23 protein-coding genes are annotated in these 25,778 nt (G+C 56.4%); 14 read left to right on the top strand and 9 right to left on the bottom strand.

Annotated elements, in window-relative coordinates:
- The first annotated feature begins 229 nt into the window (after positions 1-229).
- Entirely contained in the window at positions 230-1,066 is an 837-nt protein-coding gene (locus ACFOOP_RS16050) for a class I SAM-dependent methyltransferase (RefSeq protein ID WP_379882145.1), read from the top strand.
- Between the two features lie 42 nt (positions 1,067-1,108).
- On the opposite strand, the gene ACFOOP_RS16045 is transcribed toward ACFOOP_RS16050, so the two are convergent.
- From ACFOOP_RS16045 to ACFOOP_RS16035, 3 genes are all read right to left on the bottom strand, one after another.
- Positions 1,109-1,576, bottom strand: coding sequence for a nuclear transport factor 2 family protein (locus tag ACFOOP_RS16045; RefSeq protein ID WP_379882144.1), 468 nt, complete (start codon positions 1,574-1,576; stop codon positions 1,109-1,111).
- A 148-nt stretch (positions 1,577-1,724) separates the two neighbouring features.
- Complete coding sequence (locus tag ACFOOP_RS16040; RefSeq protein WP_379882143.1) at positions 1,725-2,864, bottom strand: amidohydrolase family protein; 1,140 nt, start codon at positions 2,862-2,864, stop codon at positions 1,725-1,727.
- On the bottom strand, positions 2,854-3,543 hold the full coding sequence (locus ACFOOP_RS16035) for a nuclear transport factor 2 family protein (RefSeq protein WP_379882142.1): 690 nt from the start codon (positions 3,541-3,543) through the stop codon (positions 2,854-2,856). The genes ACFOOP_RS16040 and ACFOOP_RS16035 overlap by 11 nt, the downstream gene beginning before the upstream one ends.
- Before the next feature lie 80 nt (positions 3,544-3,623).
- Here ACFOOP_RS16035 and ACFOOP_RS16030 point away from each other — a divergent pair, with 80 nt between their 5' ends.
- On the top strand, positions 3,624-4,538 hold the full coding sequence (locus ACFOOP_RS16030) for an SDR family NAD(P)-dependent oxidoreductase (RefSeq protein ID WP_379882141.1): 915 nt from the start codon (positions 3,624-3,626) through the stop codon (positions 4,536-4,538).
- Here the strand turns inward: ACFOOP_RS16030 and nov2 are convergent.
- Complete coding sequence (gene nov2, locus ACFOOP_RS16025) at positions 4,535-6,004, bottom strand: lignostilbene-alpha,beta-dioxygenase NOV2 (protein WP_379882140.1); 1,470 nt, start codon at positions 6,002-6,004, stop codon at positions 4,535-4,537. The genes ACFOOP_RS16030 and nov2 overlap by 4 nt on opposite strands.
- Before the next feature lie 22 nt (positions 6,005-6,026).
- On the bottom strand, positions 6,027-6,827 hold the full coding sequence (locus ACFOOP_RS16020) for a CmcJ/NvfI family oxidoreductase (protein ID WP_379882139.1): 801 nt from the start codon (positions 6,825-6,827) through the stop codon (positions 6,027-6,029).
- A 215-nt stretch (positions 6,828-7,042) separates the two neighbouring features.
- On the opposite strand from ACFOOP_RS16020, the gene ACFOOP_RS16015 reads away from it, so the two are divergent.
- Both ACFOOP_RS16015 and ACFOOP_RS16010 read left to right on the top strand, forming a co-directional pair.
- Positions 7,043-7,930 (top strand): SDR family NAD(P)-dependent oxidoreductase, encoded by an 888-nt coding sequence (locus ACFOOP_RS16015; protein ID WP_379882138.1) that lies wholly within the window; start codon positions 7,043-7,045, stop codon positions 7,928-7,930.
- Positions 7,931-8,470: an MOSC domain-containing protein gene (locus ACFOOP_RS16010; protein WP_379882137.1), complete on the top strand. Its 540-nt coding sequence runs from the start codon at positions 7,931-7,933 to the stop codon at positions 8,468-8,470. It begins immediately after the preceding gene.
- Between the two features lie 52 nt (positions 8,471-8,522).
- Here ACFOOP_RS16010 and ACFOOP_RS16005 read toward each other — a convergent pair whose 3' ends face one another.
- The gene (locus ACFOOP_RS16005; protein WP_379882136.1) at positions 8,523-10,724 is read right to left on the bottom strand and encodes a PQQ-dependent dehydrogenase, methanol/ethanol family; all 2,202 of its coding nucleotides are present in this window, start codon (positions 10,722-10,724) and stop codon (positions 8,523-8,525) included.
- Between the two features lie 256 nt (positions 10,725-10,980).
- Here ACFOOP_RS16005 and ACFOOP_RS16000 point away from each other — a divergent pair, with 256 nt between their 5' ends.
- Positions 10,981-11,955, top strand: a complete 975-nt coding sequence (locus ACFOOP_RS16000) for a helix-turn-helix domain-containing protein (protein WP_379882135.1) — start codon at positions 10,981-10,983, stop codon at positions 11,953-11,955.
- Positions 11,956-11,967: 12 nt separating this feature from the next.
- Here the strand turns inward: ACFOOP_RS16000 and mdlC are convergent, their stop codons facing one another.
- The gene (gene mdlC / locus ACFOOP_RS15995; RefSeq protein WP_379882134.1) at positions 11,968-13,521 is read right to left on the bottom strand and encodes a benzoylformate decarboxylase; all 1,554 of its coding nucleotides are present in this window, start codon (positions 13,519-13,521) and stop codon (positions 11,968-11,970) included.
- A 224-nt stretch (positions 13,522-13,745) separates the two neighbouring features.
- Here mdlC and ACFOOP_RS15990 point away from each other — a divergent pair, with 224 nt between their 5' ends.
- Positions 13,746-15,260 carry an AMP-binding protein gene (locus ACFOOP_RS15990; protein ID WP_379882133.1) on the top strand — a complete coding sequence of 505 codons (1,515 nt, stop codon included), beginning with the start codon at positions 13,746-13,748 and terminating at the stop codon, positions 15,258-15,260.
- Positions 15,261-15,405: 145 nt separating this feature from the next.
- The gene (locus ACFOOP_RS15985) at positions 15,406-16,665 is read left to right on the top strand and encodes an MFS transporter (protein WP_379882132.1); all 1,260 of its coding nucleotides are present in this window, start codon (positions 15,406-15,408) and stop codon (positions 16,663-16,665) included.
- Positions 16,666-16,668: 3 nt separating this feature from the next.
- On the opposite strand, the gene ACFOOP_RS15980 is transcribed toward ACFOOP_RS15985, so the two are convergent.
- Positions 16,669-17,580: an SDR family NAD(P)-dependent oxidoreductase gene (locus ACFOOP_RS15980; protein WP_379882131.1), complete on the bottom strand. Its 912-nt coding sequence runs from the start codon at positions 17,578-17,580 to the stop codon at positions 16,669-16,671.
- A gap of 222 nt (positions 17,581-17,802) precedes the next feature.
- On the opposite strand from ACFOOP_RS15980, the gene ACFOOP_RS15975 reads away from it, so the two are divergent.
- The 7 genes from ACFOOP_RS15975 to ACFOOP_RS15945 all read left to right on the top strand — a co-directional run bounded on the left by ACFOOP_RS15975 (position 17,803) and on the right by ACFOOP_RS15945 (position 24,502).
- On the top strand, positions 17,803-18,522 hold the full coding sequence (locus ACFOOP_RS15975; RefSeq protein ID WP_379882130.1) for a nuclear transport factor 2 family protein: 720 nt from the start codon (positions 17,803-17,805) through the stop codon (positions 18,520-18,522).
- A 31-nt stretch (positions 18,523-18,553) separates the two neighbouring features.
- A complete protein-coding gene (locus ACFOOP_RS15970; protein WP_379882129.1) occupies positions 18,554-19,408 on the top strand; it encodes a CmcJ/NvfI family oxidoreductase in 855 nt (284 codons plus the stop codon).
- Positions 19,405-20,532, top strand: a complete 1,128-nt coding sequence (locus ACFOOP_RS15965) for a cobalamin-independent methionine synthase II family protein (RefSeq protein ID WP_379882128.1) — start codon at positions 19,405-19,407, stop codon at positions 20,530-20,532. Before ACFOOP_RS15970 ends, ACFOOP_RS15965 begins: the two co-directional genes overlap by 4 nt.
- 163 nt (positions 20,533-20,695) lie before the next feature.
- On the top strand, positions 20,696-21,808 hold the full coding sequence (locus ACFOOP_RS15960; RefSeq protein WP_379882127.1) for an S-(hydroxymethyl)glutathione dehydrogenase/class III alcohol dehydrogenase: 1,113 nt from the start codon (positions 20,696-20,698) through the stop codon (positions 21,806-21,808).
- Between the two features lie 109 nt (positions 21,809-21,917).
- Positions 21,918-22,301, top strand: a complete 384-nt coding sequence (locus ACFOOP_RS15955) for a VOC family protein (protein ID WP_379882126.1) — start codon at positions 21,918-21,920, stop codon at positions 22,299-22,301.
- 66 nt (positions 22,302-22,367) lie between these two features.
- Positions 22,368-23,195: an S-formylglutathione hydrolase gene (gene fghA / locus ACFOOP_RS15950; protein ID WP_379882125.1), complete on the top strand. Its 828-nt coding sequence runs from the start codon at positions 22,368-22,370 to the stop codon at positions 23,193-23,195.
- A 197-nt stretch (positions 23,196-23,392) separates the two neighbouring features.
- Positions 23,393-24,502, top strand: a complete 1,110-nt coding sequence (locus ACFOOP_RS15945) for a 5-methyltetrahydropteroyltriglutamate--homocysteine S-methyltransferase (protein WP_379882124.1) — start codon at positions 23,393-23,395, stop codon at positions 24,500-24,502.
- Here ACFOOP_RS15945 and ACFOOP_RS15940 read toward each other — a convergent pair.
- Entirely contained in the window at positions 24,499-25,746 is a 1,248-nt protein-coding gene (locus ACFOOP_RS15940) for a multidrug effflux MFS transporter (RefSeq protein ID WP_379882123.1), read from the bottom strand. The genes ACFOOP_RS15945 and ACFOOP_RS15940 overlap by 4 nt on opposite strands.
- Positions 25,747-25,778 lie beyond the last annotated feature (32 nt).

The raw sequence follows: 25,778 nt of genomic DNA, 5'->3' as shown, positions 1-25,778 counted from the left end.
AGCGTCGGAATCGATCCGGCCAATTATTGAAAATAATAGCTGAAGATGTCTTTCGGCAGATGCCGGTCAGGGAAACAAAATCCGACACGGCAGGACCGCAGATAAGGAAAGAAATTGTGCGCCGCACTGTAAGCATTTGTCATATTTTCTGTGAGTGATGCTTCCTTTATAGCGTCGTAAAGGAGTGAGAGGTGCGCAACACTTGCTCGCGCAAACTAGGGAGAAAGATATGACAGATCAGGCTGTTGAAGACTGGAATGGCGAAGTCGGTGAGCGCTGGCTGAAATATCTCGTTCCCTTTGAATCCATGATTTCGCCGATCAACGCTGCGCTGATGAAGGCCGCCGCCTTCAAGCCAGACGAACATGTCGTCGAGATCGGTTCCGGCGGCGGCAAGAACGTGATTGAGATCGCAAAGGCGGTTGCGCCGTCAGGCGATGTTACAGGCGTCGATATTGCGCAAATTCTGATAGATCATTCAAAAAAACGCGCTGCGGAGGCGGGCGTCGGCAATGTGGACTTCAAATGTGCCGATGCACAGACAACGAAGCTGGATGCGCCGCGTGACCGCGCCTTTTCCAGTTTCGGCATCATGTTTTTCGAAGATCCTGATAAGGCGTTTGCCAATATCAGAAGCTGGGTGAAGCCCGGTGGGGATTTCACTTTTTCTTGCTGGGGCCCGCCGGACAAGAATCCATGGATCGGGATGGTCGGCGCAATTGCCGGCAAATATGTGGAAATGCCCGAGCGCGCGCCTGATGGTCCCGGACCATTCCGCATGGCTGATCCGGACGCCACCAAGGCGCTGCTTGAACGCGCAGGGTGGAAAGAGGTGACGTGCACGCTCTGGCAAGGTGAGCAATTGCTTGGCGGTGAGGGAGCGACGCCGGAGAGCGCGGCGGATTTCGTCATGAATGCGCTTGCCATCGGCGAACCGTTGGACGAAGCCGGTCCGGGTCTGAGAGACAAGGCCCGCGTGGAAATCATCGAAGCACTCAAACCCTATTACAAGGATGGATCAGTGCGCCTCGACGCCGCCGCCTGGATCGTCACGGCGAAAGCCTAGACGTCTTCCCGGGCGCCGGGCTCACCGGCGACCTTGGCCTGGTCAGTCGCGCGCTGGGACGGTGGGCAATTCGGGGATGATCGGCGCGACATGGAGGTGGCGCACGCGCCAGCCGTCGCCGGTTTTGACGAAGATATTCGTGAACGAGTACTCCCCGTCATAGTCAAGCGTTCCATCCGGACGCGTCACTTCGATAGAGCCGATCCCCGTGACGAGAATAACGTCATCCGCGATGCGCTCGATCATTTGAATGTCAGGCTCGTTCAGGCTTTTCCCGCCAGCGGCGCAGAACTCCTCGAAATCCATGATTTCGCTCTGAGGTTCTTTCGGCATGGCTCTGAGGTAATTCGGAAGATACTCGGTTGCGTCGTCCGCCACATAGTTTTCCGCATACGTCGCGTCGCAGGCGTTTTCCTTAGCGTATTTTGTTTCGATCATCTTCCGCACGACAGCTTCATCGTCGGCGGCCGTCGTTAGGACCAGCGCCAAACCAGCCAGTAACTCAAGCATTTTTGTTCCCCCTCAGGTCGACCGGCCGCTTCATACACGAGACCACCCGTCTGTCGGCCGGATTAGTGCTTTGCTCATTAGAAGGCTCACTTAGAGCCTTGTAATTCACTGTACAAATATAACAGCTAACCGCTAATGGGGTTGGAGGCTAGTCTTTCGGCAGCCGGAAAACGTGTTCGGCGTTTTCCTGCATCAGCATTTTCTTGTGAGCGGGCGGGATGTCCATCCGGTCATAAGCGGCGACTTCGTCAGATGACTGCTGATAGGGATAGTCCATAGCGTAGAGAACGCGCTCTGGTCCCATCACATCCATGCAGAACTTAATTCCCGGCTCCCAGCCGACGCCGCTGGTCGTGATCCAGATATTGTTATGGAAGTAATGGCTCATTGGGTGTTTCAGCGTCACCGCCGGCTGGCCGCCGCGAAGGCCGGGGACCCCGTCGGCGTTCGATTGCATCCAGTCAAAACGATAAAGATGCAGCGGCATGCACTCGCCGAGATGCCCGATCACCAGGCGCAGCTTCGGATATTTGTCGAATGCGCCGGAAAGAATAATCCCCATCGTATGGTTCCATACATCATGGGGAAAGCCGCCCAGCGCTCCGGTTGTGTTTCTCGCGCTGTAGACGCGATCGTCAAATGGCGCTGTCGGGTGAATATAGAGCGCGGCGTCATTTTCTTCGAGCGCCGCCAGAATTGGATCGCATTGCGGCTCATCGAGGAAATGCCCGCGAAAATGAGAATTCAATACAGCGCCGTTTAGATTCAGCTCTTTCATGGCGCGCTCAATCTCTCGCGCTGCGGCGTCCGGGTCTTGCGGCTGGAAGGCGGCGAGGGCTGAAAAGCGATCCGGGCGCTTGGCGCAGGCCTCCGCCGCGATGTCATTTGATCTGGCGGCAAGACGGGTTCCCTCTTCCGGCTCCAGCACTTGCGGACCGGGTGCCGTAAGGAGAAGAAGCTGCCGGTCAATGCCATATTCGTCCATATGGGCGATCCTGAGATCGCCAAGATCGCAAAGCATTTTCTGCAACTCCGGCATGGACGCGAACATGCCGCCCATGCGCAGCGCGGGATCGTCAGGCGCATTTGCGGTTTTCAGAAGTTTTAACTGTGCTTCCACAAGCTCGGGAAAGGTCCAGGCTTCTTCTGTTGCGATCCTTTTATAGGGAACATTGCGGGCAATCTCGCCGGCGGGCGGCGCCATGCCAACGCGCCGCCGAACGCCGCGTTCCGTCATGTGGCCGCGCAATCCCTTTTCACTGCCGTCAGGCAACAACTCACTTGCCATTGAGCTTCGCCCCCATCACCGGATGCGCGTAATGATAAGGCACGTCATGGCGATGGGGCCATGTCTGGCGAGCCTTTGGCAACAATTCGTCCGGGCCAAGAGGGTTTTTAGGATAGGTCTCGACGGCCGGCTGCAAGTGAGCCTCGGTATGAGCCCAGCCTTTTTCATATTCAGCTTGCCACTGAACCATGTAGTCGAGGCGCTTGATCTTCCAGACGCCATCCTCCTGCACATAGTCGTTTTCGTAGATGCCGGCCTCATAGAATTGTTCCGGCAGGCCTTCGGGTTTGTATTCCCGTGTTTCATGGTTGCCGCCCATCAATATGGCGCGGAAGCGGCCTTTCGCGGTCTTGCGGTCATCGGCGACAGTGATGATGTCCTGCATCTGGAAGTGATCGAGGAGGAAGCCATATTCCGGCCCCGGCTTCCCTTTGGTGAAGAAGTTCTGGAACCACGTCTTGTAAAGTCGCGCGACCCCTTCATGTCCTTTGTAAATGCCGGAAAGAAAAATGACTTCGCCATCCTTTGCGAATAGCTGGACGACTTCGTCATATTGGCAGAAATCGATATAGTAGCCATAAGCATAGTGGAGCTTGCGGATTGCGTGCAGGTCTTCGATTTTCCCGACCCGGCTTTTCAGCTCAGCAAGCTCTGACTTCATTTCATTGAGTTCACTCACGGCTTCCTCCCGGTTATATTTGGCGCCTCCCTATGGATAGCATGGGGCGCGTAGCAAACTACCATCGTCGGGAGGGATTCATGAACTGGCAGGGAAAAACGGCCTTCATCACAGGTGGGGTTTCGGGCATTGGCTTCGGGATTGCGCGGGCATTCTCCAATGCGGGAATGCGGCTCGCGCTCAGCTATCGCAATGAAGAGTACAAGGCCGCAGCTGCGATATGGTTCGCCGATCAGGAACGAGAGGCGCCGCTGTTTTTGAAGCTGGATGTGACGGACCGCAAACGTTTCGCCGAAGTTGCGGAAGAGGTTGAAGCGCATTTCGGCAAGGTTCATGTCTTGGTCAATAATGCCGGGGTCAGCGTATTCGGGCCGACGGACGAGGCGACCTATGACGACTTTGACTGGATCATGGGCGTAAATTTCGGCGGCAACGTCAACGGCATTGTCAGTTTCATTCCGAAAATTAAGGCCCACGGGGAAGGCGGACATATCGTCAATGTGGCGAGTATGGCGGCCTATATATCAGGTCCGCAGGCTGGCATTTACACGGCGAGCAAATTTGCGGTTCGCGGTATGACAGAATGCCTGCGCTATAATCTGGCGCCTTACAATATCGGCGTGTCGCTGGTCTGTCCGGGACTAACCAAAACCAATGCATGGGACAGCGCGCTGCGCCGCCCCGATAACTTCAAGGATAGCGGTCTTGGGAAAGTCGACAAGGCCGAGCTTGAAAAGTTTGGCGGCGCTTTTGACCTTGGCATGGACCCGCTTGAGGTCGGCGAAAAAATTCTCAAAGGCATGACGGAGAACCGCGGACTGATCCTGACCCACCCGGAGCATGGACCCGACATTCAGGAAATCTACGAGACGACCATGGCCGCTTTGCCTGATGAACCGGCGCCGGAAGGCCGCCTCGAGATCGAACGTTTGCGCCGCGAGGGCAACAAGGCCGCCGCGTCGGGCCGCAAAATCAGCCTTGATGACCTGACCTAAAGGGCGGCAGCTTTGTCGAGTTGCTCCTGCGGCGCCCACCATCCATGCACTTGCGGGCGCAGCCTGTGCGGGATTTTTATTTTAGCGACAGGGCCTTTGCTGATCGCGCCCGCGTTCACGATCCAGGCTTCGTGTTCAAAATCATGCTCGCCCGCTTGCCGGTCAATGATGAAAAGAAGCCATCCGGGATGATCCTCCATGGATGACACAATATGCGCCGGCTCGCTGATGGCGTGGGCCGGGGGCAGGGCGAGCATCTCCATCTCTGTCGTTTGCGGATTGATAGCGATGAGTGCGTTGAACGTGACGCCGACCGGGCCGCCAAGCAAGGGCGGCCCTTTCATCTGCGGGTCCATGCTGAGATACCAGCCAATTGTATAGGGACGCCCCTGATCGGCGTCCCGAATACGGCAGAGATCACCCGGCGGTCCGAGCGGCGTTTCGGTAATTTCATTTCCATCGGGATCGAAAGACCAGCGCACAAGCCCGCCCTTGATTTCCGACTGCGCCATATTGATGCCTGAGGCGCGGCGGATAAATTCAAACGCGTTTGTTTCGGTCAGATGCTGGTCGAGATGGATGCGGCCGTTTTCATCTTCGAAACAATTCATGAAGTGAAACGCGGAAACGCCTTTCGGTCCCTTTATCCAGTGCATGTCTTTTGCATCGCCATAACGAGGCATGACGCCAATCCAGCTTTCGAGACCTTGTTCATGGACCCAGTGAACGCCGCCTTTCTTGAGACGTTCAAGGTCGCATGTGGTGGGAAAGACAGGGAACACGGCGTAATTTTTGGTGATGACGAAGTCATGCATCAGCCCGCAATAGGGGGCGTCAAACCATTGTTCGCTCACAAGCGAACCAGCCTTGTCGGCAATGCAATAGGCGACTTTGGTGGATGCCAACCCGTCTGCTTCATACCCAAAAAAGAACATCTCTCCGGTTTCGGGATCGATCCGGGCGTGCGCGGTCATGGTTTCCGATTTCAGCTTGCCGCCGAAATCATAGGAGCCGATTGTTTCCAGCGTGATGGGATCGACGCGGTAGGCGCGGCCGTCTTCCTTGGCCATCAACAACTTTCCGCCATGCCAGATCGGTGTCGTGTTGGAGACGGTGCGATCAACGCCTTTTACCGACGGATCGTCTGTATAGGGATTTCTGTAACGCCCGAACAGCGCTTTGCCGGCAGCGGTCTCGGCCTTGTAGCGCGCAGTCTGCACGTAGCGGATGTCAAAATCCACGGACCCGTCTTCCTTGAACCACAGACGCGAGATCATGCCGTCGCCGGAAAGGGCGGTGTCGTCGTCAAATAATGGCGGGAAAGCCGGATCAGGCACAGCCCGGAAAAACGCGCCGCGTATGTCAGCGGGAATGTCGCCGTCGACTTCGAGCCCGTTGAGGGACAGCTCCTCACCGATCGGCGTGTTGAGAAACATGAACTCTACAGTCTTGGGGAAACCTCGCATATTGTTGTTCCTTCGGAGGCGATTAATCGAGCCAATAGGCGATGGCGCGCATCTCGATACTGGCGCGCGGTTGCGCATCCGGCGGGCATAGAGGGTTGTTAAAGGCGGTGTGCGGCGCATGGTGCGGCTGCGCCGGGTCGCTGTCATTTGTAATGAAGACCAAGGCTTCGTCAGGCGTCATGTCCGGGAACCAGACCCAACGGTGTTTCGGCGACGGCTTGAGCATGAGCGCAGTGAAGGACCAATCCGGTTGGCCTTCCTGATCGAAAATAGCGTCAGCTTCGATCAGGTCTTCAGCATCGAATGAACGCGCATCGCAAACGGCGAGGGGAACGTCCTGCGGTGGGGGCGTGAGGACGCGCCAGATGTTATATTGCGCGACGCGTTTTACTTTTCTGCCTTGGGGCGCCGCGGCCTCTGCGAATTGAGCAGCTGTTTCATCATTAATGTCGATATGGATAAAGCGCGCGGGCCGCGAATTATTGAGCTTGCCGCTGTCTGCGGATTTCTCGCCAAAGCGTAGCACGCCGGGTGAGTTGACAATGGCGAGGTCGGCGCCCGTCAGTTTTACGATAAGCTCCTCAATTTCACGCTTATGAAGGTCGTGAAAAGCCGGGTCGCGAAAATCCTTGACCTTGCTGCAATGCGAAACGAGCGCGAAGCCCTCGCGATCAAGCGCGGTTGGTGATGCGCGGCCATCGACAAATTCGACTGTTCTCGGGTCGAGGTTAAGAACGTCGCGAGATTGATCATTAGCGTGAAATCGCGGTTTCGTCGCCATGGGCGCGGCGTAGTTGATCTCAGCCTTAACATTGTTGCTCATCCCGTTAGTTTACGATGCCCGCGATGATTGAAAAGAGGGCGAAACGACGCCAAGGGCGGCTTTTCACCGCTCGTGGTGATGCGCTTCGCCATGGGTGGCGATTGGCCTTATGTCTCAAATGACAGTCACGCCGAAGCGCCTTTGGCCGCTGTTGCGGAACGGCGAGATTTGCGACTGCTTCACAGTGGCGGATACAAAAAAGGACAATTATTTCCATGAAAGATGTTAAAGGAAAAACCGCGTTCATCACGGGCGGCGCGAGCGGTATTGGGCTCGGTATTGCAAAGGCATTCTATAACGCCGGCGCCAATCTGGTGCTGGCCGATATTCGCGATGATCTTCTCAAGAGCGCCGCTGAGCATTTCGACGACCCTGCGCGCGTGCTCTGCCTGAAGCTCGATGTCACCGACCGCGAAGCCTACGCCGCCGCTGCGCAGCAGGCGGAGGATAAGTTCGGCAAAATTCACCTGCTCTTCAACAATGCCGGGATGGGTGTCGGCGGTCCGCTGGCGAAGCTTGGTTTTGACGATTGGGACTGGGGCCTAGGCGTGATGATAGGCGGTGTTATCAACGGGCTCCAGATTGTGCTGCCCTATATCCGCAAACATGGCGAGGGTGGGCACATCGTCAACACCGCGTCCAAGGCTGCGCTGGTTCCGGTGACCGCGTTTTCAATTTACGGAACGGCCAAGGCGGCCATGCTGGGGCTTTCTGAATCTATTCGCGGTGAGCTTGCGCCAGAGAATATCGGGGTTTCAGCTTTTTGCCCGGGTCCGGTTCAGTCCAATATCGGCGAGACTGGAAAAATCCGGCCGGATAAATTCAAGAAAGATACCGGGCTCCTTGAGACGGAAGTGCAGCTCGCTGAACGCCCGGTTTCAGATTTGTGGATGAGCGCAGAGGAATGCGGTGAGCGCGTTTTGAAAGGTGTGCTCAATAACGATCTCTATATTCTCACCCACCCAGAGTTCAAAAAGGGAGTGGAGGAGAAGTTCAACGCGATCTTGAAATCCTTCCCGGATGAGCCGATCAATGAGGAACGAGCGAAGGCCATCGCCTTTTTGTTGCGCAATCCGATTTTTGACGAGATCAACGAAGGTTAAATGAGCAAGGTTGTCGCGGTCAGTCTGTTATCAAGACATCGGCTATCCAAAGACAACGCCCTTTGCATTCGCCTGTTGAAAGGGCTTGGGGTCGAAGGCGACGCTCATTGCGGTGAGACCGTGAAGCACCGTTCGCGTGTGCGCAAAGACCCGGCGGCGCCCAATTTGCGCCAGGTCCACCTGATCCATGCTGAGCTGTTTGACGAATTGGCGGCGCGCGGATTTTCGGTCGGCTCCGGGCAGATGGGGGAGAATATCACAACCCAAGGGATCGATCTTCTCGCCATGCCGGTCGGGACGAAGCTCTGTATCGGTGAAGATGCGATGCTTGAACTGACAGGACTGCGCAATCCATGCAGCCAGCTTGATGGTCTGCACAAAGGCTTGATGGCGGCGACGCTTGATCGGGACGGCGAGGGCGGATTGATCCGCAAGGCAGGCGTGATGGCGATTGTGCTCAATAGCGGCGATGCGCGTCCCGGCGATGTAATTGAGGTTGAATTCCCTCCCCATCCCCATAAGGCGCTGGCGCCGGTTTAAAGAAAATCGCGCCGGATCACCGGCGCGATTTCGTGTTGAAAGATCTCGGCCGTTACTTCCCGTAAATTTCCAGATCTTCATTTGCCCGGGCGATGATATAGGCGCGCAACGCTTCGGCGCTCTCGGCGTCAAGGACGCTTGAGAAGGACACCATTCCGTTTTCGGTGAGCGCGCCGCCAAGGACGACATCTGCGAATTGTTCGCTGTCATGAGGAATGACTGAATAACGCAGGTCCGGCAGGACGCCGGCGCTGTGCGCGGCGTCGCCATGACAGACCCCGCAATAACGGCCATAAAGTTCACCGCCTTGCGCAACCGCTTCCGCGGACGCCTGGAGCGGCGGCGGCGCCAGGTGGGGGGCCGCGACAACCGGTTTAGGCGGCAAGCTCATTTCACCATCAAGGGCGAAGACAAGGAGGCGGCTAATGTTGGGCGTTGTAGCACCAATGGCGCCTAGTTCACCCGGCGCCAGCGCTTCAACGCCGCCCCAGCCCGCAAGAACAGCGACAAATTGCCGGCCATCGATTTCAAATGTCATCGGCGCTGCGACAACCCCGGTTTGCACATCTGTTGACCAGAGTTCGGCGCCCGTCGCTGCGTCATAGGCGGCGAACTTTCCGCCTTTTGTTCCCTGAAAAACGAGACCGCCTGCCGTGGATAGCGTTCCGCCATTCCCGGCGCCCGGATAGGGAACGCCCCAGGCTTCTTTTTGGGCAACGGGGTCCCAGGCGACAAGACGCCCGCCGACAGTCGAGCTTACCGCCGCCTTGATTTGCGGATCAGAAGGAAGGGCGGCGGCGGCAAAGTCGACGCCATTGTTGAAGCCGCGCGGCTGCGGGGTGAAGTTCGGATCGGGGATGTAGGGAAAGCCGCCAATATTAACCGGGATGTAGACGAGACCGGTTTCGGGGTTGAAGCTCATCGGGTGCCAGCTATGGGCGCCGCCCGGGCCGGGCATCGTCACGAACGGAACGCCGGTTTGGTCAAAGCGCGCTTCCGGGTTTTCGATGGGCCGGCCGGTCTTGGGGTCGACCCCGGTCGCCCAGTTGATCGGGGCGAAATTGTTCGCTGAGATAAACTCGCCTGTCGCGGCGTCCAGAACGTAGAAGAAACCGTTTTTCGGCGCTTGCATCACAACTTTGCGCGCCGCCCCGTCGATTGTCAGTGTGGCGATAATGATCTGTTGGGTTGCAGTGAAATCCCAGGTCTCGCCCGGTGTTGTCTGGAAGTGCCAGCGATATTCGCCGGTGTCCGGGTCGAGCGCCACAATCGATGACAAGAAGAGGTTATCGCCGCCGCCGGGGCTGCGATAGGACTGGTTCCATGGCGAGCCGTTGCCGACGCCGATATAAAGAAGATCCAACTCCGGATCATAGGCCATGGAGTCCCAGACCGTGCCGCCGCCGCCGAGCTTCCACCACTCGCCGTTCCAGGTGTTGGCGGCCATGGCCATGGCGTCGTTTTCAAACCCTTTCGCCGGATTGCCGGGCACGGTGTAAAACCGCCAGTCGATATCCCCTGTTTCTGCGTCATAGGCGGTCACATAACCGCGAACGCCAAATTCGGCGCCGCCATTGCCGATGATGACCTTGCCTTTCACAACGCGCGGGGCGCCGGTAATTGTATAGGGCTTGGAGCGGTCGACAGTGACTTTGCTCCAGACTTCTTCCCCGGCGCCGGCGTCGAGGGCGATCAGGCGCCCGTCTAATGTGCCGAGAAAAAGCTTGCCGTTCCACGCGGCAACGCCCCGGTTTACAACATCGCAGCAGGCGTTGACGGCTGCGTCTCCCGGGACTTGCGGGTCATAGGCCCATAGCTCTTCGCCCGATGTTGCGTCATAGGCCTTCACCTTGGACCAGGCGGTGGTGATGTAGATGACGCCGTCGATGACGAGCGGGGTCGCTTCCTGACCGCGATTGGTGTCGAGGTCCTGATACCAGGCGAGGGAAAGCCGGCCGACTGTGTCCCGGTTGATGGTGTCCAAAAGACTATGGCGCTGCTCGCTATAGGTGCGCCCGTGAGACATCCATTGTCCCGGCTCGGCGTCAGCCGCCAGCAGGCGGGTTGAGGTAACATTTGCGTGTTCCGCCGCCGGCTGATCCGGAGTTTGCATCGAGGCATTTTCTGTTAATGCGCTCGCCGTTTCCTCCGTCTCTTGCGGCCCGTTGCAGCCGGCTAGGTTCAGCCCCGCAGTCAAGGCGAAAGCGGCGACGGCGAACCCCCGCGCGGAAGGCGGAAAGACACGCTGAAACATGGTGAAGGCTCCTTAACGGGGAAGGCGTTGCGACCTCAGGGATATCGCCTTTGCCTGCGTTTGCAAGCGCCACCAAGGCCGAAGAAACCTGTGTTCTGAGGGGATGTTGCGACGCAGCATGACGTTGCGGTGCAGCAACGATTTCGCTCGCGCGGCGGTCAAAAATATGTTTGTCTTGCATACAAAATTGCTTGTCATGAAAATTTGTGATAGGACATAACAAAACAACAAGATAATCTTCGGGAGGAGTTGGAGGATGCTGCACCTGTCGACCAAGGATTTCGCCGGCGCTTCGAAAGTGACGCGGTGGAATGATATCGTAGCGGAGGTTTTCACTCCCCTCGAAACCAGGCCTTATTGTCCCGACGAATTTGAAGGCGCCGTGGATAGTGTCGAGCTTGGCGATATTTACCTCGCCAATGTGAAGGCGAGCCCGGCCATCGTGTCGCGCACAGCAAGTCACGCTGCATCCAGCCGAGAGCGCCATTACTTTTTCCATCTTCAGCTCGAAGGCGACATGCGCGTTGCGCAAGACGGGCGTGAGGCCTTTCTTAAATGCGGCGACATGGTTCTGTGTGACAGCGCGCTTCCCTATACGCTCGAATATGAAACCAATGCGTCGACGCTGGTGATGATCGCGACGCCTAATGACATCAAGCGTCGTTTGCCGGCGCCGGAAATTGCGCTGGGCCAGCGTCTCAGCGGATCAGAAGGCCTTTCCGCGACATTGTCCGGCATGTTGTCGAGCGTTTGGCATCATGTGAAGAACGGAATGGATGTCGAAATCGGTGAGCGGGTTGGCAACAATATGCTCGACATGTTTGCGACGTCCTGCATGGAGGCGTTCGGATCGCGCATCGCTGACTCCGCCGTCGCTTCGGCGCGCCGCAGCCACATCCGTTGCTATATCGAATCCAATCTGAAGGATCCCGAACTCACGGTTGCTTCCATCGCCGCCGCGTTCCGTATTTCACCGCGCTACCTGCATATGCTGTTTGCGGAAGAAGATGAAACCATCTCCGGGTTTATCCGCCGCCGCCGTCTGGAAGAGTGCAAGAAGCGTCTCGCCGATCCCATGTGGCGCCACCGTTCCATTACTGAACTGGCCTATGCATGGGGCTTCAACAACACGACGCATTTCGCGCGCGTTTTCCGTGAGCGCTATGGGGTTTCTCCACGCGAATACCGTAACGCCAGTATCGCGGATAAACAGCCGCAGGCGCTCCACTAATTTTGTAGAGGCTCAGTCCTCGACAATTGCATCGATTAAGGAAGGCCCTTGGAAAGCGAAAGCTTCTCCGAGGGCTTTTTCCATTTCGGCGCATGTTGTCGCGCGCCGCGCCTTCATGCCAAAGCCTTCTGCAAGGTTGACGAAGTCGAGGCCTGAAAGATCAGTTCCGACTGAAGGCGTTTGCCAGCGGCGGGCAATGCCGATCAGCGCTTCATAGCCGCCATTATTGATGATGATGTAAGTGACCGGCAGGTTTTCTTTTGCTGCAGTCCACAACGCCTGAATAGTGTAAAGCGCTGAGCCGTCGCCGAGAAGTGCGATCGTGCGTTTGTCCGGATGCGCCAGGGCGGCGCCGACGGCGGCGCTGCCGGCAAAGCCGAGACCGCCAGACGCGGTGGCGAAAAAACTTCCCGGCGTATCAATGCGAAGCCGTTGTTGTATTGCAGGCCGCGCGCTCGGCGCTTCCTCGGCGATCAGCGCATTTTCGGGGCGAAGCGCCTGCAAAAGATCAACAATGGCGGCGGCGGAAAGCGATAATATCGGCGCCGGTTGCGGTGCGGCGCGGAGTACGCCTTTAAAAGATGGCCTTTTTTCAACGCCAGGCAGGAGCATTTCCATAGCGCTTGCAACGTCGCCCAAAATTATCGCTCCTTTCTTTGTATAAGAAGCGATGGTGGCGTCATTCGTGAATTGCAAGAGATCGGCAGCGAGCGGGTTAGGAGCCGGGTTTTCAAAGTGATAGGTGAATGCCGGTGCGCCAATGACGAGAACGAGATCGTGGGGCGCCAGCGTTTCAAAAACACTGGTCTCATCGGCGCGTAAAAAACCAGCAAACTGCGGGTGACTTTCCGGGAAAGAGCAGCGGCTCGACATGGGGCTGGTCCAGACCGGGCAGGCGAGCTTTTCCGCAAGCTCTATAGCGGCGCTCCAGCCGCCGGCGCGGTCCACTTCCGGCCCCAGGACCATCACTGGTTTTTTGGCGGCGTTGATGCGCGGCAGTATTTCAGCGATGGCTTTCTTGCCGGGCGCTGGCGAGCCGAGAAAATCCAGCGGTTGAACGAGACCGCTGGGCTGGTCCCAGTCGTCTACGGGAATCGAAACGAAAACAGGACCCTTGGGCGGCGTCATGGCGATTGCATAGGCGCGGGCGATCGCTTGCGGCGTTTCGGCTGCGCTCGCAGGTTCGCAGGCCCATTTCACATAAGGTTTCGGCATGGCGGTGGGATCGACGGCGCCCAGAAACGGTTCGGCGAGAAGGAGGCTGCGAGCTTGCTGCCCGGCGGTGACGATGAGCGGGGTCTGGTTCTTATAAGCAGAGACAAGAGACCCCATGGCGTGACCGAGACCGGCGGCCGAGTGGAGATTTATAACCGCCGCTTTGCCAGACGCCTGTGCGTAGCCATCCGCCATTGAGAGGACGGCCGATTCCTGCAGCCCGAGAATGTAGCGAAAATCCTCCGGCCAGTGCCGATAGAGCGGCAGCTCCGTCGATCCGGGATTGCCGAACATAACGGTCATGCCCTTATCCCGCAGGAAATCGATCACGCTGTCGCGCACGGTCGTCATAGGGCTTTCCTCATTATTTGACGGCTTTTCGAAGAAGGTAGTGCACGCCTGCCAGTCGCTTCAAGGGATAGTTCGAGAGGGTGTTGCGCTATTTCCGCGACCGGCTGTTATTCATTCCCCTCAATGACGTGCAAAACGTAAGCTTATTAGTGAAAATACGCGCTGAACTTACGGGAGATTTATGCTAAGCGCCGAAGCACTGACGACATCCGGAGACGCCGTTTATGCATGATATGATCCATTTTCACGCCCTCGCCACGCCAAAGAAGAAGGCGATCATCGATCTGCATACGGGCGAGGCGTATGATTATCGGCATGCGGATCAGCGGGTTTCGCAAATCGCCTCTTACCTGCTGAAAGCTGCTGATCGCAAGATTGGCGCACGGGTGGCTGTGATCTCGCGCAACAGCGCTCTGATGCTCTTGCTGCACCATGCCTGCGAGCGGGCGGGACTTATTTTCGTTCCGTTGAACTGGCGCCTCGCCACGCCGGAAGTCGCTGCACTGATTGAGGATGCGCAGCCGTCAGTGGTGATCTGGCAAAAGGAATTTGAAGCGCATGCCGAACCGGCTTTCGCCTATGCTGGTGAAGCCGGCCGGATTGAAATTGACGGCAGTGGTGAAAATCTTGCGCAGGAAGAGCCGGCTGATTTTGTGATGCCTGAGGGCATTGATGAGAACGATCCCTCGACCTTGCTTTATACATCGGGGACTTCCGGCAAATCCAAGGGCGTTATTATTACGCGAAAGTCGCTTACTTACTCCACGTTGAACTTTGCATTGTCTGCCGGGGTTTCGAAAAATTCAGTTTCCCTATGCGACATGCCGCTGTTTCATGTGGCCGGTCTGTTCGCCGTGGCGCGCACCCCGATCTTCTTTGGCGGGTCCGTCGTGGTGTCGCAAAAATTTGATCCGGTAAAAACTTTCGAGAACCTCACGGACCCGAAGCTTGGGATTACCTACTATTTTTGCGTCACGCAGATGGCGGCGCTTATGCGGGAAAAGAATGCGCCGGGCGCGATGAAAAAACTTGCGCATCTCGATGTGTTGCAGACCGGCGGCGCGCCAAACCCGCCGGCTTCAGTGAAGGCGTGGGCCGAGGATAGCGTGCGTATGGTGGACGGTTTTGGCATGACCGAGATCGGTTCGGCTTTCAGCATGCCGCCTGATGATATGTCTGTTATTAAAAACAAAGCCGGGTCTGTCGGCATGCCGTCTCCCTTCACCGAAGGAAAGGTCATGAATGCCGAAGGCAAGGAAGCCGGACCGAACGAAATTGGTGAACTTTGGGTGCGCGGTCCCAGTGTGACGGCCGGCTACTGGAACAAACCGGCGGAAACAGCAGCCGCCTTTGAAGGGGAATGGCTGAAAACCGGAGATTCCGCCCGAAAGGATGAGGACGGGTTCTATTACATTGTCGATCGAACGAAAGACATGTTCATTTCGGGCGGCGAGAATATCTATCCGGTTGAAGTGGAGGCCGTCCTGGCGGAAATGCCGGAGATACTCGACTGCGCCGTTATTGGTGTGCCGGACGAAAAATGGGGTGAGGTTGGCGCGGCCATTCTTCTGCTGAAAGGCGGCAAAAAAAGCCTGAGCGCAGAGGCGGTGATAGCTTTTGTTAAATCTCGACTCGCCGCTTACAAGGCGCCGAAACATGTTCGGTTTGTTGATGATCTTCCCCGCACCCCCTCCGGCAAGGTTCAAAAGCACAAATTGCGGGACAGTTGGACCGGTTAATCCCAAGGCGGAGAATTTGCGAACTTAGATTGTCCCGATAAGGAATAATCGGGACAGGTTGATCCTATGCCTTGATTGCCAAGTCTTGTGAGCGCGGCTAGCGTATAAAAAACAGACAAAACATAAAGCAATAGGCGAGGGTACGGTGACGGCAGAACAAACAGCGCCAATGGCGGCGCCCAAAAGAGGCGCAGCATATCAGATTGTTCTGGTGGCGCTCTTAAGCCTCAATTTCGGCATAGTGTTTTTTGATCGCAATGCGCTCAATTTTTTGATGCCATTTGTTCAGCCTGACCTGAATCTCACCAACACGCATGTTGGCATATTGGCCTCAGCGCTTTCGCTCACCTGGGCGGTCGCCGGTCTTTTGATCAGCGCCGCATCGGACAAAGCCGCAAACCGCAAAGGGTTTCTGCTTGTCGCAATTGTTGTGTTTTCTCTCTGCTCGGTGCTGTCGGGACTCGCAACATCATTTCTGCTTTTGCTCGGCGCCCGGTTGTTGATGGGCGCAGCGGAAGGGCCCATCAATCCGATCTCCCATGCCCTTGTTGTGCGCGAGGTCGATCCACGTCACCGCGGTCTTGCAATGGGCGTGATGCAGAATTTCGGGTCAAACTTTTTCGGGTCGTTCGTCGCCCCGGTGCTGTTGGTTGCTATCGCCGCCGCCTGGGGATGGCGAAGCGCCTTTTTCCTTGCGGGGATTCCGGGGATTGTTACAGCGCTGTTGATCTGGAAGTTCATTGATGAACCGCCTGCTGAGGAGAAATCAGAAGGCGCGTCGGACAGGCTGACCCTCAAGGAAGCCTTTTCCTATAAAAATATTGTGGTTTGCTCCATCGTTTCGGTCATGCTGGTTTCGTATCTGGTGATTACATGGGCGTTTATGCCGCTTTACCTAACGCAGGTGAAAGGTGTCGATCCAGGTGTGATGAGCTGGCTCATGGGCACCCTCGGCATATCCGCAACCGTCGGCAGCTTTGTCGTCGCCGGGCTTTCTGACCGGATCGGGCGCAAGCCGGTGCTGGTTATTATTCCGTTTCTTGGCGTAATCCTCCCCTTAGGCGCCATGTTCTTCGACGGCTCTTATTGGGTGTTGGCGGTCATCTTCTTCTTTGGGTGGGCGCTCAATGGCTGTTTCCCGCTTTTCATGGCGACCGTGCCGTCTGAAACGATTCAATCACCCCACATTGCGACCGTGCTTGCGCTGGTCATGGCGACGGGGGAAGTTTTTGGCGGCGTGTTGTCACCGTTTTTTGCGGGGATGGCGGCGGACAAATTCGGATTGACGGCGCCGTTATGGATCATTTTCGGCTTTGCAATTGCTTCCGGTATAGTTGGCCTGTTCCTGACAGAAACCGCGCCGATCAAGCGGGCGAAGGCTATGGAGCCAACGCCCGGTCTGTAGCGGCTATTTCTTTTTATAGCGCTTGGCGTCCATTTCCTTCCGCGCTTCCTGATAGCGCATCATCGCCTTGTGGCGTTTCTCCTGTCCTGCTTTGTCGCTATCCATAGGCGGCAAAGCGTCAATGACCTGTTTGAAAACCATTTCGAGCATGGGACGCGATTCCGGATATGGAATAATGTAGAACTGGTCTTTTTCCATTGCCGCTTTCGTATGCTGGGCAAGTTCTTCCGGCTCCATTCCTTCTGCGTAAATCTCGCGCAGCGCCTGTAATTCGTCCTCATCGACTTCATATCCGGAATTCGACAAATTTGCCGGGCGCGTGTCCACAGATTCCGCAATGTTCGATTTGATGTTCGCAGGGCAAAGAACGGAGACGCCAATGCCATATGGCGTCAGCGCATCTTTCATCGCCATCGTGATGCCGTGCACAGCAAATTTAGAGGCGGAGTAAATGCCGGCGACACTTGCGGCGACGAAGCAGCCAAGAGAGGCGGTGTTGGTGATGTAACCGCCTTTGCCGCGTTCGATCATGCGTGGAACGAAGGTCTGCATGCCGTTGACGACGCCATTAAAGTTGACGTTCATAATCCAGTCATAGTCATCATAGGATGCTTTTTCGAGCGGGCCAAAAATCGATACGCCCGCTGTGTTAAAGAGCAGCTCTACCGGACCCATGGCCTTTTCGGCTTCATCGGCGGCGGCGGCGTAGGCTGCGCGATCGGTGATGTCGAGTTCGACGCCATAGGCTTCGATCCCTCGCGCTTTCAGTTTGTCGAGCGCCTCGTCAATGGCGGGGCGGCGTATGTCTGCGATCACTATTTTGCAGCCTGCATCGCCAAAGACACAAGCCTGGCCAAAGCCGGCGCCGGATGCGCCGCCGGTGATGAAAGCGGTTTTACCCTTGAAATCTCGCATTGCGTATTACTCCCTGTCCTGAGGCGATTTCGATAAATTTGGCCTGATCATAAGCATCGATGAAACGATCTCACTACTCTGTCGAAGAGGCTTCGCGGAATGGCGCATGATGTTGCACTTAAAGGCGTTCTGTTATGGCTTTGAGCTGTTGGATGGTGCGTTGAGAACTGGAATTGGATGGGGATCGCCCTATAATTCCGCCACCGCGCAAGGGAGGATTTGATGACGGACACCGACATGTTGGCGAAGCTTGAGAAGCGTATTGAAGCGCTGGAGCATGACCTCGGCGTGCAGCAGGACATAAATGATGTGCGCAAGCTGCAATATGCTTATGGCTACTTCATCGACAAGTCCCAGTATAATGAAGTCGCCGATCTTTTCGCGAAAGATGGCGAGGTCTGGTTCCTGGGCGGCATCTATAAAGGGATAGAAGGCGTTAAACGGCTCTATATTGAACGCTTCCGCAAGACATTCACCGACAATCACAATGGACCTCGCTATGGCTGGCTGCTCGATCATCCGCAATTGCAGATGATCATTGATGTGGCGCCGGATCGCAAAACCGCAAAGGTGCGCGGACGCTCCATGATGCAGGCCGGCACCCATGAAAGCGCCAGTGGCGACCAGCGCCAATGGTGGGAAGGGGGCATCTACGAAAACGAGTATGTGCGTGAAGATGGCGTCTGGAAAATCGCGCGGCTCGCCTATTTTCCGCATTGGCATGGCACGTTTCAGGATGGTTGGGGCAAGACCCCCATCGACTTTATTCCCATGGCTACTGTCACCTATCCGGAAGATCCGCTCGGCCCTGACGCGTTGATCGATCCCGCGCCGCGGCTGTGGCCGGCGACGGATATCGTGCCGTTCCATTATCCGCACCCGGTTACCGGAAAGCCGGTTGAAATCGACAATAGCCGTGCGCGCGAAGGTTATAAGGATTGAGGGTCTTTGTATTCCTGAAGGGGAGTTCGTCATGAGTGAAAGCGTTGACGCCCAGATTTCTTATTTAAAACCTACTTCTTTAATCAACCGGCGTTTCTGGGCGCCGGGGGAGGAAGTGAACACCGGCGAATATCAGCCCTATCCGGTAACCATCCGCAATGCGCGCAACGCGAAAAAGCCTTTCACGCTTGACGAACATGGTTTTGCAATTTCGTCTTATCCGACGAAGCTTGACGACTTCGAGGACAAGGCGAAGATTTCTTCCATATATGATGACGAAGTAAAACATATTGCGATGGAAATGACAGGCGCTGACCATGTGGCTATCATGGGCGGGCAATTGCGCACCAGCGGGACGACAAGCGCGATCGTTCAGCCGCCCGCCGCCGAAGCGCATGTGGACTTCAACGAATTCACGTCCAACAGAATCGCGCAAATGCTGTATGAAAAAACAGCGCCGGGCGGCCCCGGTTATGACCGGTTCATCATTTTCAGCTTGTGGCGTGTTTTGAGTGATCCGCCGCAGGACTGGCCGCTGGCTTTATGCGAGGCCTCGACGGTCAATGATGACGAAGGCGTTTCAAACACTAAAGTCGATGTTGACGAAATTCCGCCATATGAACACCGCTTCGATCCGATTCCGGGTGAAGAGGAAATGGTCGCCGCGACGATCTTTTTTCACAATCCCGGTCATCGCTGGTGGTACTTCCCGGATATGACGCGTGATGAAGTCGTGTTCATCAAGTTTCATGACTCCGATCATTCCCATGCATGGCGAACGCCGCACACCGCGTTCCACGACGCCAGTCAAATAGCCCCTGTTACACGGGTGAGTTATGAAGTGCGCGCCATCGCCTATTTCCAGAAGAAAGAGAAGACTTCGTGAGCCTGATTGATACGACCCATGTGGGCAGTCTGCCGCGTGGGCCCGAACTGGTGAAACCGTTGCTCGCCCGCGATCACGGTGAAGAATACGATGTAGATGAATTCGACCGCATTGTTCAGGCGGCGATTGATGAAGCTGTCGCGAAACAGATCGCTGCGGGGGTGACGATTGTCAGTGACGGTGAGCTCGGTAAGGTCGGCTATTCGACCTACATGACGGAGCGGCTTGAGGGCTTTGGCGGCCATGTGGACAGGCAGCCCGCGAAGGATTTGGCGGCGCATCCCGATCTCGCGAAAAAGCTGTCGGCGATCATGGGCTCGCAGGAATTTACCCGCGCGTCCTGTATTGGACCGGTCAAGTTGGTGAATCTAGAGCCCGCCCATGAAGACATTCGCCGTTTCAAAAAAGCGCTGGAGAAAAACGGCAAGGGCGTAAAAGCTTTTATGAACTCCGCCTCGCCGGGGCTTATCTCAGCGTTTCAGACCAACCGTCATTATCCAACTCATGAGGCATATCTCGCGGATCTGGGCGCCGCAATGCGCCCTGAATATGACGCGATCATTGAGGCCGGTTTTGACATTCAGTTCGACTGTCCCGATCTCGCCATGTCGCGCCATACAGGATTTCAAAACGCAACAGACGAGGAGTTTCTGAAAATCGCCGAGGCGAATGTAGAGGCGTTAAACGCAGCCACGGAAGGCATTCCCGCGGACCGCATGCGCATGCATGTTTGCTGGGGCAATTATGAAGGTCCCCATGATTGCGACATTGATCTTGAAAAGGTCATCGATGTTATTCTGAAGGCGCGTCCGGCCACCATCTTGTTTGAGGCGGCCAATCCGCGTCACGAGCATGAGTGGACCGTCTGGCGTGATGCGAAAATTCCAGATGAAAAGAAGCTGGCGCCGGGTCTCATCGACACCTGTTCGAACTATGTGGAGCATCCGCAACTGGTCGCCCAGCGGCTGGAGCGCTTTATCAACATTGTCGGCAAGGACCGCGTCATCGCCTCAACCGATTGCGGTTTTGGGACGTTCGCCGGCTATGGCAAGATTGATCCGGACGTCACCTGGAAAAAGCTCAAGGTGCTGCGCGAAGGCGCCGACATCGCCGCGAAACTCTAGGCGCCGGCCGGCTCCACCGGAATTGCCGGCCTGTGGAAAACTCGAGGTCAGACCGTCTGTCAGGTCCGTTGTTTTTCCATAAAAAAGCGAGAAAAGCTGAGGAAATATGGTATGAGGCGGCGAATTCAGCGCCGCTGCATGCGGAAATCGAAAGAGGGTAGAGATGAAGACCAGAGCCGCTATCGCCGTTGAACCAAACAAACCGCTGGTGATCGAGGAAGTCGACCTTGAGGGACCGAAAGCGGGCGAGGTTCTCGTTGAAATCATGGCGACCGGCATTTGCCACACAGACGCCTACACTCTTGAAGGCAAGGACTCAGAAGGTATCTTTCCGTCAATCCTCGGTCATGAAGGCGCAGGGATCGTGCGCGAGGTCGGGCCGGGCGTGACCTCTGTAGAGCCGGGCGATCATGTGATCCCGCTCTACACTGCCGAATGCCGCCAGTGCAAAACCTGCCTGTCGCAGAAATCGAACCTGTGCACCTCTGTGCGCGCGACGCAGGGCAAAGGCGTCATGCCCGACGGCACCAGCCGGTTTTCGTGGAAAGGAAAGCAGCTTTATCACTATATGGGCTGTTCGACCTTTTCGAACTTCACGGTGCTTTCTGAATATTCCGTGGCGAAAATCCGCAAGGACGCCCCCTTCGACAAAGCCTGTTACATCGGTTGCGGCGTGACGACCGGCGTCGGCGCCGTGGTCTGGACGGCGGGCGTGGAGCCCGGCGCGAATGTCGCCGTCTTCGGTCTTGGCGGCATCGGTCTCAACGTCATTCAAGGAGCCCGGCTTGTTGGCGCCAACAAGATTATCGGCGTTGACATCAATCCGGCCCGCGAAGGGATTGCGCGCGAATTCGGCATGACTGATTTCGTCAACCCGAAAGAAATCGGCGCCGGCAATGTGGTCGACAAGGTCGTTGAACTCACCGGGGGCGGAGCGGATTATACTTTCGATTGCACCGGCAACACCGACGTGATGCGTCAGGCGCTTGAATGCTGTCACCGCGGCTGGGGCGAGTCGATTATCATCGGGGTCGCGGAAGCGGGCAAGGAAATCTCGACGCGGCCGTTCCAGCTTGTCACGGGCCGGGTCTGGAAGGGCACGGCTTTCGGCGGCGCCCGCGGTCGCACCGATACGCCGAAAATCGTCGACTGGTATATGGACAAAAAGATCGAAATCGACCCGCTCATCACTCACACCATGCCGCTCGAAGACATCAACAAGGCTTTCGATCTGATGCATGAAGGCAAGTCGATCCGCAGTGTGGTGATTTTCTAGTTTTTCACAGCGTTGTCTTTCCGCCGTCCGGCTGCTGACGGCGGAAAGACGAAGACCAGCAGCTACTGCTTACAGGCCAAGGGGCCCGAAGCAAACCGGAGCAATAAAAATGGCGATGTTTACGCATATGGTGCTCGGCACCAACGATCTCGAAAAAGCGACAGCCTTCTACGATGCGACGCTTGGCGCGCTCGGTTACAAAAATATGGGGCCGATGGGTGATCACGGCATGATGTACGGACAGGATGCGCCGGAATTCATCGTCACTAAACCCGCGAACGGCAAACCGGCGACTTATGCGAATGGCGGCACGCTTGGTTTTGTAGCGCCGAGCCGGAAAGCAGTGCACGCGTTCCACGAAGAAGGCCTCAAGGCTGGCGGGACATGCGAAGGCGAACCGGGCCCGCGCGCTTTTGCGCCGACGGCCTATGCGGCTTATCTCCGCGATCCTGACGGCAACAAGATCTGCACCTATTGTTTCGCGGCTGAGTAACGCGGTTAGAAATTTAATCCGCGCGGCCAATTAAGGCCGCGCGGCTTTCTTTTGAAAGGGACTACGATGGAACAGAAATCTTCAGTGAAATCGTTCGGCGGGACGCAGGGCGTCTACAGCCATGCGTCGACAGCCCTTTCTTGCGATATGAATTTCGCGGTTTACCTGCCCGAAGGAAACGGCCCGTTTCCTGTGCTTTACTGGCTCTCGGGTCTGACTTGCACAGAAGAAAACTTCATCACCAAAGCGGGCGCGCAGCGTGTCGCCTCCGAACTCGGACTTGTCATTGTTGCGCCGGATACGTCTCCGCGCGGTGAAGGCGTGCCGGACGATCCGGAAGGCGCGTATGATTTTGGTCTTGGCGCCGGGTTCTATCTCAATGCGACGCAAGAGCCGTGGTCAAAGCATTACAAGATGTATGACTATAGCACTCAAGAATTGCCCGCGCTAATCGCAAAAGAATTCCCGGTGGATGCAGGCCGCGCCGGGGTCTTCGGGCATTCCATGGGCGGGCATGGCGCCATGACGATCCACCTGAAGAACCCTGACAAGTTCAAAACATGTTCCGCTTTCTCGCCTATCGTCGCGCCAAGCCAGGTCCCGTGGGGCAAGAAAGCGTTCTCCAATTATCTTGGATCTAATGAAAGCGCCTGGGCGGAGTATGATGCGACGGCGCTGGTCGCCAAGCAGCCCAGCAAGGCTGAAATCCTGATCGATCAGGGCGCGGCGGATAATTTCCTTGTGGAGCAATTAAAGCCGCAACTGTTCGCGAACGCCGCTTCCGAGGCTGGTCAGGCCTATGTCCTGCGAATGCAGGATGGCTATGACCACTCCTATTACTTCATCGCCAGTTTTATTGAAGACCACCTTCGCTGGCATGCCGAACGGCTCTAGCGCAATCATATAAACATATAAAGAAATGTGAGTGGTAGTCTGAGCACCCCTTGTGTTCGGCTGCGATCTGCGTTGAAACCCCGGAGTGGGATAAAAGTGGGATTCGTGATCGCCGCTTTTCCATCCCGCTATGCGCGGTTTCTGTGATTTTTGCCCTAACCCGCTGATTTAAAAGTGATTTGAAAGGATCTCCTGTTATGAAAACACCGCCATTTCGCGCCGATCATGTGGGCAGCTTCCTACGTCCGAAAGAGCTGATGGATGCACGGGCGAAGTTCCGGGATGGCGGGATATCGGCTGCTGATCTGCGGGCTGTTGAGGACGAGGCGATCAGGGGGATCGCCAAGTTTCAGGAAGATCTTGGCCTGAAAGGCATCACCGACGGCGAATTCCGCCGCCGCTATTTCCATGTGGACTTCCTGGTTCAGCTTGACGGCGTCGTCGAGGAAGGCGGGATGTCGAAGAAATTCAAGAGCGCGACGGGTGAGCTCGATTTCGCGCCGCCGGTCATGAAAATCAATGACAAGATCCGCCACGCCAAACCAATCGAAGTCGAGAATTTCAAATTTCTGAAATCCGTGACCAGCCAGACGCCGAAGGTCACGATTCCATCACCTACCATGTTGCATTTCCGCGGCGGCCGGAACGCAGTAGACCAGAAAGCCTATCCGGACATGGATGAGTTCTATGCAGATGTGGCTAAAGCCTACAGGCAGGAAATCGAGGCGCTTGGCGCCGCCGGCTGCACCTATCTTCAGCTTGACGACACCAATCTTGCTTATCTGTGCGATCCGCAACAGCGCGCCGCCGCGAAAGACCGTGGCGAAGATCCCGATGAGCTGCCGCGCATGTATGCCCGCTGGATTAATGAGAGCATCAAAACGCGGCCTGACAATATGCGGGTGGCGATCCATCTGTGCCGCGGCAATTTCAAAAGCTCGTGGGCTGCGGAAGGCGGCTATGAGCCGGTTGCGGAAGTGCTGTTCAACGAGCTCGATGTGGACGGTTATTTCCTTGAATATGATGATGACCGGTCGGGTGATTTCCGCCCGCTGCGCTTCGTGCCGAAAGACAAGACCGTGGTTCTGGGCTTGGTGTCTTCCAAGCTGGGCGAGCTTGAATCCAAAGACGACATCAAGCGCCGGATCAACGAGGCGGCGGAGTTCATGCCGCTGGATCAGATGGCTCTGTCGCCGCAATGCGGCTTCTCCTCAACGGAGCATGGCAACGACATCATGGTCGAGCATCAAGCGGCGAAAATGCGCTTCATCATCGATGTTGTGCGTGACGTCTGGGGCGACTTTTAGGCGACCTCTGAGGGTGGCTCAATGAACAGCCGCCCTCGTTCCGTCACAAGAACAGATATGACCCCGATAAAGCCGAAGACGGCGAAGGATGTGACGATGGGAACCGCCGTTCCGTCATAGAGCCTTCCTGCAAGGCCGCCTAGCAACGCCGATCCTGTCGTTGTGGCGAAGCCGTAAACGGCAGAGGCTGTGCCCGCCATCTTGCCCATGGGCTCCATCACGATGGCGCTGAAATTGGAAGTGATCAGGCCCATCATGAAATAGGCTGCGATCAGGAACGCCAGATATCCCGCTAAAGTGCCGCCATCTGTCAGTGACAGATAGATTGCATTTCCTGTGTTGATCACAGCGAAAGCAATGATGGCCCAATGGGAAAGACGGCGGGTGCCAAAGCGGCGCACAAGATTTGCATTTGCGATTGCGGCGATGCCAACTGCGAAGGCGACGCTGCCCAGCGCCAGCGGAAACTGCGCACCAAGCCCGTATGTGTCGACGTAAATCTGTTGTGACGATGTGAGATAGGCCATCAGCGAAGCCATGATGCACATGGTGCCAATCGTATATCCGATGGCGGTGCGATAGGACATATAATGGCTTAACATGTTTCCGATTGCGCTGAAGCTGAGCGGGCGGCGGTCTTCGGCGTTCAATGTTTCAGGCAAGCGCCAGGCAACCCAGGCCAATAAAATGCCTCCGAATGCGAAGAGAACAATAAAAACCGAACGCCAGGGCGCAATAAATAAAATAAGCTGACCGAGACCCGGCGCAATGATCGGCGACACGATCGAAACTGTCATGGCCATGGACATAATGCTCGCCATTTCGCGGCCCTTGAAAAGATCGCGCACTAGCGCGATGGCGACGACGCGTCCCGCGGCTGCGGCAACGCCTTGCAGCGCGCGCCCGGCGATAAACAGGGAGTAGGCGGTCGCAACGACGCAGAGAAGCGTTGCGGCAAGAAAGCCAACGAGTGACCAGATAAAGACGGCGCGTCGTCCAAAGCGGTCTGAAAGCGGACCATAGAAAAGTTGGGATGCGCCGGAGGCGAACATAAATACAACCACGACAAGTTGGCGGTCATTTTCATTTGTGAGGTGGAAATCAGCGCCAATGTCGCCCAGCGCCGCAAGCATCATATCGATAGAAAGCGCGGTCATCGCCATGACCGAGGCGACAAGACCGATGAGTTCAAATTTGGAGAGCGGCGCACGCTCCTGAACCGTGGGTGAAGGGGCGCCGTCCATTTCTCGTCCTTAAAAACAGGGCGTGTTCATGC

It is taken from the genome of Hyphococcus aureus (genome assembly GCF_042643165.1).
Taxonomy (GTDB): Bacteria; Pseudomonadota; Alphaproteobacteria; order Caulobacterales; family Parvularculaceae; genus Hyphococcus; species Hyphococcus aureus.
Note: the sequence above shows the minus strand (reverse complement) of the source record. Positions and strands in the feature narration are given on the sequence as shown.